This is a genomic window from Blastococcus sp. SYSU DS0533, from assembly GCF_054050775.1.
Genome location: NZ_JBJGZZ010000013.1, coordinates 61,257 through 74,073, shown reverse-complemented (window position 1 = coordinate 74,073; position 12,817 = coordinate 61,257). Strand labels below are relative to the sequence as shown.

Below are 12,817 nucleotides of genomic sequence, written 5' to 3'. Positions count from 1 at the left end.
CGGGCAGGCCTCGTCGCCTGCCCGCCAGTGGGGTCGTTCGCGGTGCTCGGTGGGTTGGACGGATATTGCCTGGGATCGCGCGGCCGCGGTGGACGGGTGCGGAAATGTGAGGCACGGCACGCCGCCGGGGGATCCCCGCACGGGACGGGGCGCCGGCTCCCTCGGGGTCCGGCGGGCCCGGAACGGGCCACGACGCGACGGAGCCCCGCCCCTCGGGTCGAGGGACGGGGCTCCGCGGCGGGGTGTCGCCTAGACGGCGTAGGGCGCGCCCAGCGGGTCGACGGTCGCCCGCTCGCCCACCGTGCGGGCCAGCCGCGCAGCGGCGAAGTCGCCGTCACCGAGCAGGTGGTCGATGGCGGTGAGCCGGCTGGTGTAGTGCCCGACGGAGTACTCCGCGGTCACGCCGATGCCGCCGTGCAGCTGGATGGCCTCCTTGCCGATGTGCCGACCGGCGCGGCTGGTCTGCAGCCGGGCACGGTCGGCGGCGGAGATGACGTCGCCACCGGCGTCGTGCACCATCGAGGCCCACAGCGCGGCGCTGCGGGCCAGCTCCAGGGACACGTACATGTCCGCGGCGCGGAAGGTGAGCGCCTGGAACCGGTTGAGGGTGACGCCGAACTGCTTGCGGGTCTTGAGGTACTCCGCCGTGGTGCGCAGCGCGGTGTCCATCGCGCCGATGGCCTCGTGGCTGTAGGCGATCCGGGCCTCGGCCAGCGCCCGCTCGATGGCGGCTGTCTGGTCGCCACCGGCGCCCAGCAGGGTCGCCGGGGTGCCGTCGAAGCGGACGGCGGCGGCGCGGGTGCCGTCGTGCGTGCGGTAGCTGGTGCGGGTCAGGCCCGCCGCGTCGCCCTGCACGAGGAACAGCGCGGTCGCGCCGTCGACCACGGCGGAGACCACCAGGACGTCGGCGCGGGCGCCCGTGGGCACCGGCTCCTTGGCGCCGCTGAGGGTCCAGCCGTCGCCGGACTGCGTGGCGGTGACCGCCGACGCGGAGGCGCTCCACCGGGTGCCGGTCTCTGCGTGGGCGAACGCCGGCACGGTCGTGCCCTCGGCGATGGCCCCGAGGAGCTCGCCCTTCTGCTCATCGGTGCCGACCGCGGCGATCAGGCCGCCGGCGAGGACGACCGCCTCGATGAACGGCTCGGGCGCGATGACCCGGCCGATCTCCTCGGCGACGATCGCCACCTCGATCGGGCCGGCGCCCATGCCGCCGTGCTCCTCGGCGAAGGGCAGGCCGAGCAGGCCCATCTCCGCCAGGCGGGCCCAGGTCTTCTCGTCGAAGCCCGGGTCGTTGGCGACGACCTTCCGGCGCTGCTCGCTGTCGGAGTACGCACGCGCCAGCAGGCCGCGCACGGCCTCCCGCAGGTCGTTCTGCTCGCTGTCGAAGGTGAAGTCCACGTCAGATCACAGCCCCAGGATCGTGCCGGCGATGATGGTGCGCTGAACCTCGTTGGAGCCCCCGTAGATGGAGACCTTCCGGTAGTTCAGGTAGTGCGGGGTGGCGACGCGCGCCCAGTCCGGCACGTCGGAGCCTTCCTCGGCGAAGGAGGCGAGCGAGAGCGGGCCGGCGATGTCGACCAGCAGCTCGGTGGCGGCCTGCTGCAGCTCCGAGCCCTTCAGCTTGAGCACCGAGGACGCCGGGTGCGGCTTGCCGTCGGCGGAGTTCGCGACGACGCGCAGCGCGGTGAGCTCGAGGGCCACCAGCTCGTTCTCCACCTCGGCGATCCGCCGGGCCATGAACGGGTCCTCCAGCAGCGGCCGGCCGTCGACGGTGATCTCGCGGGCGTAGTCCTTCGCCTGGGCGAGCATCTTCTTGGTCGCGCCCACGCGGGCGATGCCCACGCGCTCGTTGCCGAGCAGGAACTTGGCGTAGTCCCAGCCGCGGTTCTCCTCGCCGATGAGGTTCTCGGCGGGGACGCGGACGTCCTCGAAGAAGACCTCGTTGACCTCGAAGCCGCCGTCGATGAGCTCGATGGGGCGGAGCGTCACGCCGGGGGTGTCCATCGGGAAGACCAGCATCGAGATGCCGCGCTGCTTCTTCTCGGCCGTCGGGTCGGTGCGGACCAGGCAGAAGATCCAGTCGGCGTGCTGACCCAGGGTCGTCCAGGTCTTCTGGCCGTTGACCACCCAGTCGTCGCCGTCGCGGACGGCGGTGGTGCGCAGCGAGGCCAGGTCGGAGCCGGCGTCGGGCTCGGAGAAGCCCTGGCACCACCAGATGTCGAGGTTGGCGGTCTTGGCCAGGAAGCGCTCCTTCTGCTCCTGGTTGCCGAAGGCGGCGATGACCGGGCCGATCATGCTGGTGTTGAAGGCGAGGGGCTCGGGGACGCCGGCCAGCTGCATCTCCTCGCGCCAGATGTGGCGCTGCAGGGGCGTCCAGTCCTTGCCGCCCCACTCGACGGGCCAGTGGGGCACGGCCAGGCCGGCGGCGTTGAGCACGCGCTGGGCCTCGACGTACTCCTCCTTGGACACGTGCCGGTGAGCCGCGACCTTGTCGCGGATCTCCTGCGGCACCTGGGTCGTGAAGAAGGTCCGCATCTCCTCCCGGAAGGCTTCGAGCTCCGGGGACAGCTGCAACCGCATCGGTCCTCTTTCCTGACGGCGGCAGGTGCCGTCTCGACGTAGTGCCCCCGACGATCCCACACGGGCTACCGGCGGGTAGGGGCGGCACCCGGGGACGGCGTGCCGCCCGCGTGGCGGGGGGGGGGGGGGGGGGGGGGGGGGGGGGGGGGGGGGGGGGGGGGGGGGGGGGGGGGGGGGGGGGGGGGGGGGGGGGGGGGGGGGGGGGGGGGGGGGGGGGGCGCGGGGGGGGGGCGCGCCGCCCCCCCCCGCTGCGGTGCAGGTCGGTTCAGGTCAGGGTCGACCAGAACGCGCAGTGGGCCTCGGCGGCGACGTCGACCGGGCCGATGCCCCCGTCGGAGGCGATGTCCAGGCCCTGGACGTCCTTCGAGGCGCGGTACCGGGTCCAGGTCGGGACGTCACGGCCGTTGGGGTTGCCGTGGGCCGCGAAGTTGGTCCAGTAGCGGACCATCGTCGTCGACAGCTGCTCCTGCTCGGCGTCCAGTCCGTTCCCGAACAACCCCGGGAACAGGTAGGGCAGCTCGGTGGCGTGCTGGGCGTCCTCGGGGTAGGCCGGGTACGGGAAGTCGACCAGCGGGTCGGCCGTCTCGTCGCGGAACTGGTAGGCGAAGACGGGGGCCGGCGCCGGCGGGCGGGCGAGGGTGTCGTAGGCGTCGACGTGCTCGCAGGTGGACAGCGCGCTGCCCGCGTCGCTGTTGACGGCGGCCAGGGCGCGCAGCGGCGAGGCGTACGCGGTGGTCGGGTAACGCGCCAGCACCTCGTCCGCGGCGTCACCGAAGACACCGGCGAGGACCGTCGCGTAGTCGGTCTCTGTGAAGCCGTCGGCCGCGAGGCGGGCGACCGTCGGGTTCAGCGGCGTGAACAGGGTGTTCTCGTCGCTGAGGTTGCCGTGCATGACCGGCACCTTGGCGTGGTTCCCGGCGGCGATCGCCTCGGCCGGCTGCTCCGGCAGGGCCGATCCGCCGACGACGAAGGCGCCGCCCGGCCAGGCATCGAGCAGCTGCTGCACCGGCGCGGCCCGCAGGCAGGCCGCGACGTCGTCCGCGGTCGCGCAGCCGACGGCCTCCGCGACCCGGGCCCCCTTGGCCTCGGCCGTCTCCAGCGTGTCGTAGGGCGCGGTGCAGCTGTAGCTCTGCGCGATGGCGCGGTCGAACAGGCCTCGCGCGCCCGGCGAGGTGAGCTGGGCGCAGACCGCCGAGCCGCCGGCCGACTCACCGAAGATCGTGACCCGCCCGGGGTTGCCGCCGAAGGCGCGGATGTTGCGCTCCACCCAGCGCAGCGCCGCTTGCTGGTCGAGCAGCCCGGCGCTGCCCGAGGCGACGTCGCCGTTCTCGCGGGAGAGGTCCTCCTGCGCCATGAAGCCGAGCGCGCCGAGGCGGTAGTTGATCGTGACCACGACGACGTCGCCCTCGAGGGCGAGCTCGCTCGCGTCGTACCGGTCGCCGCTGCCGGTCTGCCACGAGCCGCCGTGGATCCAGACCATCACCGGGAGGTTGCGGCGCTGGGTGCCCAGGCCCGAGGGGGTCGTGACGTTGAGGTAGAGGCAGTCCTCGTCCAGCGACGTGGTGGGGTTGCTGGCGCTGGGCTCCTGCGGGCAGGCGCTGCCGGGCGTGGTGGCGTCCCGGACACCCTCCCAGGGCTGCACCGGCGCCGGCGGGCGGAACCGCAGGTCACCCACCGGCGGCGCGGCGAACGGGATGCCCTCGAACAGGCGGTAACCGTCGGTCGAGGTGCCCTCGACGGCACCCTCGGTGGTCTGGACGACCAGGGGGGCGCGGTCGGGGGCGGCGCCGGCGGGCGCCGCGGTGGCGAGGGCGCCGGCGGTCAGGACGGCGCCCAGCCCGAGTGCGAGCAACGACCTTCGGGCGGGACGTGGGGGAGTGGTGCGCACGTGACCTCCAAGGAGTGCCGGCCCGGCCCGGGGTGAGCTGGACCACAGCACCTGAGACACTAGCCACACCTGTTGCAGTGGCCTGTGGTAGGGGTCACGGTGAGGGCGGTGCCGGGCGCGACCGATGCCGGGACACCGGGAACGGGTGGTCAGCGGCCGCCTCGAACCCCAACCGGGTGACCAGCACCCGGATCTCGCCGGGGTCCAGGCCCGCGTCGACCAGGGGCTGCACCAGCCATGCCGTCTCCTGCTGCGGGGCGGTGGACTCCACGCCCCGCATTCGCGCGCGGCGCACCGGACGGATGCGCCCCTAGCCGACGGGCAGCCCGGTGTAGTTCTCGGCGAGCTCGCGGGCGGCCGCCTCGGAGGAGCAGATCCGCTGGAGCTGGGAGAGCTGCAGGTGGGCGTCGAAGTCGTCGCCGGAGGTGTGCAGCATCGAGGTCATGAACCAGGAGAAGTGGGTGCACCGCCAGACGCGGGCGAGCGCCCGGTCGGAGTAGGCGTCGACCAGGTCGGTCCGCTCCTCGGTCAGCAGCCGCACCAGCGCCTGGGCCAGCAGCGTCACGTCCGCGACGGCGAGGTTGAGCCCCTTCGCGCCGGTCGGGGGCACGATGTGCGCGGCGTCGCCGGCGAGGAACAGCCGCCCGCGGCGCATCGGGCTGCTCACGAACGAGCGCATCGGCAGGATCGACTTCTCGGTGACCGTGCCGGTGCTGATCTCCCAGCCGTCGAGGGCGAACCGGCGGGAGAGGTTCTCCCAGATCCGGTCGTCGGACCAGTCCTCGATCTTCTCGGCCGGGTCCACCTGCAGGTAGAGCCGCGACACCGAGGGGGAGCGCATGGAGTACAGCGCGAACCCCTCGGGGTGCCAGGCGTAGATCAGCTCGTCGGTGGCCGGCGCCGCGTCGGCCAGGATGCCGAGCCATGCGTAGGGGTAGGTGCGCTCCCACGTGCGCCCGTCGTCGGCCTGCACCACGGGCCGGGAGACGCCGTGGAACCCGTCGGTGCCGGCGATCACGTCGCAGTCCAGCACCTGCGCCACCCCGTCGGCGTCGGTGAACCGGACCCGCGGGCGGTCGGTCTCGACGTCCTCGACGCGCACGTCGGAGACCTCGAACAGCAGCGGCGGGCCGCCGTCCAGCTGGGCCTTGATCAGGTCCTTGGTGACCTCCGTCTGCCCGTAGACCCACACCGTGCGGCCGCAGAGCTCCGGGAAGTCGAGCTTGTGGCGCGTGCCCGGGTGCTGCAGGTAGATGCCGCGGTGCTCCATGCCCTCGCGGTGGAGCCGGTCGCCCACGCCCGCGGCGGTGAGCGTGTCGACGGTGTGCTGCTCCAGGATCCCGGCCCGGATCCGGGCCTCCACGTACTCCCGGGACCGGTTCTCCAGGACGACGGAGTCGACGCCCTGCAGGGCGAGCAACCGCGACAGCAGGAGGCCGGCGGGGCCGGCGCCGATGATGGCTACCTGGGTGCGCACGGGGGCAGTCTCCCGCCCGCCGCCACCGGTGTCTCCGGGTCCTTCCGTCCAGCGGAGGCCCGGGCGGGGGAGGGCGGTTGCGTCAGACGATCTCGCCGACCGTCCGCCAGGGCCCCCACTCCCCGCCGGCGGACCGGGTGCGGTGCACCAGCGCGCCGGCCGCGTCGACCACCGCCACGACCAGGCGGCCGTCCGGCGTGGCGGCGGCCGTCGGCTGGTCGGTGACGAAGCCGCCCAGATCGGCCCACGGGCCGTAGTGGCTGTCGGGCGCGACCTGCTCGGACACCGAGACGCCCCCGCCGGCGTTCCGGGCGACGCAGGAGATCCGCCCGTCCGCGGTCGCGTTCGCCGCGGGCCCCGTGCCGCCGTGCCCGCCCAGCGCGGTCGCCGACCGCCACGCGAAGTCCCGGTCCTGCCAGCTCGTCGCGACGTCCGCGGTCCCCGCCTGCCGGTAGTGCACCTCCGGCCGCCCGTCGGCGTTGACGGCGAAGGTGGCGGCGCTGGCCGGGGCCAGGCTGGGCACCGGGCCGGGCAGGAACTCCCCGCCCGGCACGGCCTGCCGCCACAGGACCAGCCCGGTCCGGGAGGCGGCGACGACCTGGACGCGGCCGGACGCGTCCAGCAGGGCGTCGCACGGGTCCTGCAGATCGGTGCCCCCGAGGTCGGACCACGCGTGCCAGCCGCCCCCGGGCTCCTGCCGGCGGGTGGACAGACCGCCGCCGGCGTTCACGACGACGACCCGCAGCCCGCCGTCGGCCTCCGCGACGAGTGCGGGGCTCCCGACGTACCGGGCGCCGTCCCCGGGGTTCGGCGTGCCCAGGTCCGTCCACGTGGCCCCGGTGAGCGGGCGGACCAGCGCACGGCCGTCGTCGGTGCGGGCGGCGAGGTGGATGCTCCCGTCGCGTCCGGTCGCCGCGACGACGGTCGTCACCCGGGCGGCCGGGTCGTCGGGACCGAGGTCGACCGGGCCCACCCACGTGCCGGGACCGGTCCAGGAGACGACCCGGCCGTCGCGCACGGCGAAGAGCCGCACCGCGCCCGCGCCGTCGGTCGCCGACCACCGGGTGCCCTGCGTCCAGCGGTGGTAGGCGCGGTCGGTGGCGCCGAAGACGTCCGCCGCGGCCGGGTCCCACGGCTGGTACGCCATCGCGAACAGCGACCGCTTGCGGGCACGGGTCGCGCTGTCGAGGTTGACCGGGTGCTGGCCGACCCCGTAGTCGCGGTGCTCGAGGACGTACGGCATCCAGGTCCCGTGCGCGGCCCGGTACCGGCGTGCCGCCTCGAGGGCGAGGGCCGTCGCCGCCCGGTGGTCGGGGTGCGACTGGGGGACGTCGTACCGGTGGTCGGCGAACCGCTCCGTCACGTGCAGCACCGTCGGCCGGTAGCGCGCCATGAGCCCCTGGAGCGCCGCCACGGCGCCGTCCACGTCGTACGGCTGCGCCTGCTCGACCAGCCCGCCGCGAGCGGGCACGGTCTCCAGGGTGGCGCCGGTGAGGAGCCGGGGCAGGTGGCCGTCGGGCAGCCCCATGAAGGCCACCCGCACCCCGGGCCGGTCGCGCAACCGGAACTCCTCCACCCGGTGGCCACCGATCTCGACCACCTCGCCGTCCCACTCGTCCTGGAGGGTCAGGTCCGCCACGTCGCCGGAGATGCGGTAGGCGTCCTGGATGCCGCGGCGCCGGTCGCGGGCGCGGGCGGAGCCCTCCGCGAGGGGCAGCAGCGCGTCTCCGGCGCTGACGTAGACGACGGTGGTCGGCACACCGGCATGGATGCCCGCGTCGAGATCGGGGTTCAGGAAGAGCAGGTCGTCGTCGGGGTGGGCGACGACCGCGAGCACGGAGGCGGTCACCGGCCTCGACCTCCGATCGGGGGCCCGGTGCGGTCCCGGGGCACGGCGTTCCCCGGGGCCGCGCTCGACGCGTGGCGCCGGCATTTCGCCGGCAGCGGGAGCATCGTCCCAGTGCGCTCCGGGGGAGGGAAGCGGGACGACGGCCTCGGCTCACCCGCGGCAGGTCAGTGGAACTCCCGCGAGCGGGCCAGCTCCCGGCCGATGCCCCGGGCCGCCATCTCCAGCACCGGCACCAGGCGGGCCACGTCACGGCGGTGGGGCGGTACGACGATCCCCAGCGCGGCGACGGCCAGCGGGCCGTTCGCCCGCTCCACCTGCACGGGCACGGCGAGGGACGCGGCGCCCAGGGACATCTCCTGGTTGGTGCGGGCGTAGCGCCGGCGGCGGATCTCGGTGAGCTCGCGCGCGAGCAGCGTGGCGTCGGTGCAGGTGTAGCGGGTGACGGGGTCGAGCGCCGCCAGCACCTGGTCGACGACGTCGTCGGGAGCCGCGGCGAGCAGCACCTTGCCGACGCCGGTGGCGTGCAGCGGAAGCCGGCTGCCGACCTGGCTGACCACCGGCACCGACTCCCGGCCCGAGACCCGGTCGACGTAGAGCGCGCTGAGCCCCTCGCGCACGGCCAGGTGCACGGTGTCGCGGGTGGTGGTGTGCAGGTCGAGCAGGAAGGGCGCGGCGACCTGCCGCAGCCCGAGCTGCACGGGGGCCAGCAGGCCGAGGTCCCAGAGCTTGCGGCCGATCTCGTAGCGGCCGTCGGGGCGGCGGATCAGCGCCCCCCAGCCGGTGAGCTCGGCGAGCAGCCGGTGGGCGGTGGTCAGCGGCGTGCCGGACCGCTCGGCGATCTCGGAGAGGGACAGCCGCGGGGCGCTGCTGTCGAAGGCGTCGAGGATGCCCAGCGCCCGGGAGGTGACCGACCTCCCCGGGCTGGCGCTGCGACCGGCCATGCTGCCCCTCTCCCGTCCAGTGGAAAGTCGAGCTTGGGAGCCTAGCCGGGCGGTCGTACCGTCCCGCCATGACCGGGACCACATCCGCCGGCGGCCTGCACCTACCGCGGTACCACCGCGAGGACGCCGCCCTGCGCACCCCCGTGGGCTTCCCCGACTACCGCAGCACCGCCCTGCGCGCGCCCCTGCGGACACCGGTGGACCTGCCGCACCGGCTCACCGAGGTCACCGGGCCGGTGCTGGGTGAGGACCGGGTCCTGCCGCAGGACGCCGACCTGACCCTGCGCAACGGGGGAGAGGCCGTCGGGCAGCGGATCCTGGTGCACGGGCGCGTGCTCGACAGCGACGGCCGGCCGGTGCCCGGGGCGCTGGTCGAGGTGTGGCAGGCCAACGCGGCCGGCCGCTACCGGCACCTCGGCGACAACTGGCCCGCGCCGCTGGACCCGCACTTCGACGGCCTGGGCCGGGTGGTCACCGACCGCCTCGGCCGCTACGAGTTCCTGACGGTCAAGCCCGGCGCCTACCCGTGGGGCAACCACCACAACGCCTGGCGGCCGGCGCACATCCACTTCAGCCTGTTCGGTCGGGCCTTCACCCAGCGGCTGGTCACCCAGATGTACTTCCCGGACGACCCGCTGTTCGGCCAGGACCCCATCTTCAACGCCATGCCGGCGGCCGCTCGGCACCGGGCGGTCAGCCGCTTCTCGCTGGAGAGGTCGCAGGACAACTGGGCCCTGGCCTTCGAGTGGGACATCGTGCTCCGCGGGGCCGAGCAGACGCCGTTCGAGACCGACGACGACGGGGATGTCGCGTGATGGCCGAGCCGTCCGTGAACCCGCTGCTCGTCGTCCCCGAGGTCACCGGACCCTCCCAGCCGCGCACCGGCCGGCGCGGCAGCGGCTACCTCGACGGGCCGTTCCGGCTGGGCACCACGCCGAGCGCCACCGTCGGCCCCTACCTGGCCATCGGCATGACCTGGCCCGACGGCGCCTGGGCCGCCGAGGAGGGGACCGCGGGCGCCTTCTGGATCCGCGGCCGGGTCCTCGACGGCGCCGGCGACCTGGTGGCCGACGCGATGGTCGAGACCTGGCAGGCCGACCCCGACGGCGGCTTCCCCTCGCCGGAGGACCCGCGCGGCGCGGCCGCCTACCCGGGCTTCCGCGGGTTCGCCCGGTCGCACACGGCCGACCCGCCCGGGGAGTTCGCCGTCCACACCCTCAAGCCCGGCCGGGTGCCCGACGGCGAGGGCGGGCTGCAGGCCCCGCACATCGACGTCTCGGTGTTCGCCCGCGGCATCCTCGACCGCGTCGTCACCCGCATCTACTTCGCCGACGAGGCCGCGGCCAACGCCGAGGACGCCGTGCTGGCGTCGTTGCCCGATGACGCAGCCCGGCGGACGCTGCTGGCCACCCCGACCGCGGACGGCTACCGGTTCGACGTCCACCTGCAGGGCGAGCGCGAGACGGTGTTCTTCGCCGTATGACCCCGCCCGCGAGCGGCCGAGGCGGTAGGAACGGGACGTGACCGGTCTCTTCAGCGCGACCTTCGCCCGCGGCGGCGCTGCGACCGCCGTCTCCGACCCGGCCTGGTTCGACGCGCTGCTCGACGTCGAGGCAGCCCTCGCCCGTGCCGCCGCCGCGACCGGTCTGGTGCCCAGCACGGCGGCGGACGCCGTCACCCGCGCCTGCGCCGAGCCCGCGGCGCTCGACCTGGCCTCCGTGGTGGCGCACGCCGCCGACGCGGGCAACCCGGTGCCGCCGCTGGTGCGGGTGCTGCGGGCGGCGGTGGGGGAGCGGGACGCCGTCGCCGTGCACGTCGGCGCCACCAGCCAGGACGTCGTCGACACCGCGCTGGTGCTGCTGGCCCGCCGGGCGGTCGGCGCGATCGACCGCGACCTCGCGCTCGCCGCCGACGCCGCCGCCCGGCTGGCCCGGGACCACCGCGACGACCCCGTCATGGGGCGCACGCTGATGCAGCAGGCGCTGCCCACCACCTTCGGGCTGAAGGCCGCCGGCTGGGTCAGCGGGCTCGATGGCGCCCGGTTGCGGCTCGCCGAGGTGGTGGCGTCGCTGCCGGTGCAGTACGGCGGTGCCGTCGGCACGCTGGCCGCGGTCGACGGCGCCGGCACCGCGCTGCGGGCCGCGCTCGCCGCCGAGCTCGGGCTGGTCGCCACCGCTGCCCCGTGGCACACCGTGCGGCTCCCGGTCGCGGACCTGGCCGGTGCGCTCGGCGCGACCGCGGGGGTGCTGGCGACCGTCGCCGTCGACATCGTGCTGCTCGCGCAGACCGAGGTGGCGGAGGTGGCCGAGACCGGCGCCGGGCGGGGCGGCTCTTCGGCCATGCCGCACAAGCGGAACCCGGTCGCCGCGATCTCCGCGCGTGCCTGCGCCAGGCGCGCACCCGGCCTGGTGGCCACCCTGCTCGGCGCCATGGAGCAGGAGCACGAGCGGGCCGCCGGCGCCTGGCACAGCGAGTGGCCCACGCTGACCGACCTGCTCGCGACCGTCGGCTCGTCGGCGGCCTGGCTGGTCGAGAGCCTCGAGGGGCTGCGCGCCGACCCGGCCCGCATGGCCGCCACGGTGGCGGCCGCCCGCGACCCCGAGCTGGCGGGCGCGCTCGCCGACGCGCTGACCCCGCTGCTCGGGCGGGACGCGGCGCACGACGAGGCCGCGGCCGCCGTCCGGGAGGCCGCCGCCACCGGGCGCCCGCTCTCCGACGTGGTGGCCGGCCGCGACGACGTCGACCTCGGCGACCTGCTCGGTGCACGGCCGGACGTCGGCGAAGCGGGCGCGCAGGTCGACGCCGTCCTCGCCGAGCACACCCACCTGGCGGAAGGAACCCGATGAGCGCCGTCCCTGTCTCGTACACGGTCGCCGGCCCTGCGGACGCACCACTGGTCGTCCTCTCCAACTCACTCGGCGCCACCCGGGCCATGTGGGACCCGCAGGTGGCCCCGCTGGCCGAGCGGTTCCGGGTGGTCACCTACGACGGCCGCGGGCACGGGGAGTCGCCGGCACCCGCGGGCCCCTACGGGCTGGACGACCTGGTCGACGACGTCCTCGCGGTGATGGACGCGCTCGGGGCCGAGCGGGCGCACGTCGCCGGGGTCTCCCTCGGCGGGATGGTGGGCATGCGCATGGCGGCCCGGGACCCCGCGCGGGTGGCCGGGCTCGCGGTGCTGTTCAGCTCCGCGAAGACCGACCCGCAGGGCTTCCTCGACCGCGCCGCGCAGGCCCGCGCCGAGGGCACGGCCGGCTTCGCCCCGACGGTGGTGTCCCGCTGGCTGACGCCGGGGTTCGCCGCGGAGCACCCCGACCTGGTGGCCCGGCTCGAGGCGATGGTCGCCGGCGCCGACGACGAGGGGTACGCCGCCTGCTGCGAGGTGGTGGGCGGCACGGACCTGCGCGAGGACCTCGGGCGGATCACCGCACCCACCCTCGTGGTCTCCGGCGCGGACGATCCGGCCCTCCCGCCCCCGCACCAGGAGGCGATCGCCGCGGGCATCGGCGGGGCAGAGCTGCTGACCCTCCGCCCGGCCGCCCACCTGGGGAACCTCGAGCGCCCGCTGGAGGTCACCGGCGCGCTGCTCGCCCACTTCGATGCCGCGGGAGGCCACGCATGACCACGGACGACGAACGCCGCGAGGCCGGCATGCGCACCCGCCGCGAGGTGCTGGGCGAGGCGCACGTGGACCGCGCGGTCGCCGGCACCACGCCGTTCACCGCCGGGTTCCAGGACTTCATCACCCGGGTGGCGTGGGGGGACGTGTGGCAGCGGCCGGAGCTCTCCCGGCGCGACCGCAGCCTGATGACCCTGTCGATCACGATCGCGCTGCGGCACTGGGAGGAGTTCGCCCTGCACGTGCGCGCTGCGGTGAACAACGGGCTCACCGACGAGGAGATCGGGGCGGTGATCCAGCACGCCGCCGTCTACGCGGGTGTGCCCGCCGCCAACCACGCGTTCAAGGTCGCCGGCCCGATCCTGGACGAGCTCCGCGGCGACCCGGCCTGAACCACCGTCGGGCCGGTGGTCGTCCCCGCGGCCCGGAGCCGACCACCGGCCGCCAGCCGGCGCAGGAGGGC

Annotated in this window: 12 protein-coding genes; 5 read left to right on the top strand and 7 right to left on the bottom strand. The window is 75.4% G+C overall.

The window, feature by feature from the left end:
* Positions 1-249: 249 nt before the first annotated feature.
* The 7 genes from ACI79W_RS15410 to ACI79W_RS15380 all read right to left on the bottom strand — a co-directional run bounded on the left by ACI79W_RS15410 (position 250) and on the right by ACI79W_RS15380 (position 8,735).
* Positions 250-1,398 carry an acyl-CoA dehydrogenase family protein gene (locus ACI79W_RS15410; RefSeq protein WP_456562965.1) on the bottom strand — a complete coding sequence of 383 codons (1,149 nt, stop codon included), beginning with the start codon at positions 1,396-1,398 and terminating at the stop codon, positions 250-252.
* A gap of 6 nt (positions 1,399-1,404) precedes the next feature.
* A complete protein-coding gene (locus ACI79W_RS15405; protein WP_456562964.1) occupies positions 1,405-2,580 on the bottom strand; it encodes an acyl-CoA dehydrogenase family protein in 1,176 nt (391 codons plus the stop codon).
* Between the two features lie 265 nt (positions 2,581-2,845).
* Positions 2,846-4,468 carry a carboxylesterase/lipase family protein gene (locus ACI79W_RS15400; protein ID WP_456562963.1) on the bottom strand — a complete coding sequence of 541 codons (1,623 nt, stop codon included), beginning with the start codon at positions 4,466-4,468 and terminating at the stop codon, positions 2,846-2,848.
* Between the two features lie 94 nt (positions 4,469-4,562).
* Positions 4,563-4,739, bottom strand: coding sequence for a hypothetical protein (locus tag ACI79W_RS15395; RefSeq protein WP_456562962.1), 177 nt, complete (start codon positions 4,737-4,739; stop codon positions 4,563-4,565).
* 39 nt (positions 4,740-4,778) lie between these two features.
* A complete protein-coding gene (locus tag ACI79W_RS15390; protein ID WP_456562961.1) occupies positions 4,779-5,945 on the bottom strand; it encodes a 4-hydroxybenzoate 3-monooxygenase in 1,167 nt (388 codons plus the stop codon).
* A gap of 82 nt (positions 5,946-6,027) precedes the next feature.
* Positions 6,028-7,794: a PIG-L family deacetylase gene (locus ACI79W_RS15385; protein WP_456562960.1), complete on the bottom strand. Its 1,767-nt coding sequence runs from the start codon at positions 7,792-7,794 to the stop codon at positions 6,028-6,030.
* A 164-nt stretch (positions 7,795-7,958) separates the two neighbouring features.
* The gene (locus tag ACI79W_RS15380; RefSeq protein ID WP_456562959.1) at positions 7,959-8,735 is read right to left on the bottom strand and encodes an IclR family transcriptional regulator; all 777 of its coding nucleotides are present in this window, start codon (positions 8,733-8,735) and stop codon (positions 7,959-7,961) included.
* A gap of 68 nt (positions 8,736-8,803) precedes the next feature.
* On the opposite strand from ACI79W_RS15380, the gene pcaH reads away from it, so the two are divergent.
* Genes pcaH through pcaC form a run of 5 tightly spaced genes read left to right on the top strand, consistent with a single transcriptional unit; the run spans position 8,804 to position 12,746 of the window.
* Positions 8,804-9,550 carry a protocatechuate 3,4-dioxygenase subunit beta gene (gene pcaH, locus ACI79W_RS15375; protein ID WP_456562958.1) on the top strand — a complete coding sequence of 249 codons (747 nt, stop codon included), beginning with the start codon at positions 8,804-8,806 and terminating at the stop codon, positions 9,548-9,550.
* Positions 9,550-10,218 carry a protocatechuate 3,4-dioxygenase subunit alpha gene (pcaG, locus tag ACI79W_RS15370; RefSeq protein WP_456562957.1) on the top strand — a complete coding sequence of 223 codons (669 nt, stop codon included), beginning with the start codon at positions 9,550-9,552 and terminating at the stop codon, positions 10,216-10,218. Before pcaH ends, pcaG begins: the two co-directional genes overlap by 1 nt.
* A gap of 37 nt (positions 10,219-10,255) precedes the next feature.
* On the top strand, positions 10,256-11,581 hold the full coding sequence (gene pcaB / locus ACI79W_RS15365) for a 3-carboxy-cis,cis-muconate cycloisomerase (RefSeq protein WP_456562956.1): 1,326 nt from the start codon (positions 10,256-10,258) through the stop codon (positions 11,579-11,581).
* Complete coding sequence (locus tag ACI79W_RS15360; protein WP_456562955.1) at positions 11,578-12,357, top strand: alpha/beta fold hydrolase; 780 nt, start codon at positions 11,578-11,580, stop codon at positions 12,355-12,357. Before pcaB ends, ACI79W_RS15360 begins: the two co-directional genes overlap by 4 nt.
* Positions 12,354-12,746, top strand: coding sequence for a 4-carboxymuconolactone decarboxylase (gene pcaC, locus ACI79W_RS15355; RefSeq protein ID WP_456562954.1), 393 nt, complete (start codon positions 12,354-12,356; stop codon positions 12,744-12,746). Before ACI79W_RS15360 ends, pcaC begins: the two co-directional genes overlap by 4 nt.
* Positions 12,747-12,817: the final 71 nt, after the last annotated feature.

What these genes read in the sequence shown, in the direction of transcription:
- ACI79W_RS15405 (WP_456562964.1), bottom strand. Translation starts at nt 2,580, where the DNA reads ATGCGGTTGCAGCTGTCCCCGGAGCTCGAAGCCTTCCGGGAGGAGATG.
- ACI79W_RS15380 (WP_456562959.1), bottom strand. Translation starts at nt 8,735, where the DNA reads ATGGCCGGTCGCAGCGCCAGCCCGGGGAGGTCGGTCACCTCCCGGGCG.
- pcaH (WP_456562958.1), top strand. Translation starts at nt 8,804, where the DNA reads ATGACCGGGACCACATCCGCCGGCGGCCTGCACCTACCGCGGTACCAC.
- pcaG (WP_456562957.1), top strand. Translation starts at nt 9,550, where the DNA reads ATGGCCGAGCCGTCCGTGAACCCGCTGCTCGTCGTCCCCGAGGTCACC.
- ACI79W_RS15360 (WP_456562955.1), top strand. Translation starts at nt 11,578, where the DNA reads ATGAGCGCCGTCCCTGTCTCGTACACGGTCGCCGGCCCTGCGGACGCA.
- pcaC (WP_456562954.1), top strand. Translation starts at nt 12,354, where the DNA reads ATGACCACGGACGACGAACGCCGCGAGGCCGGCATGCGCACCCGCCGC.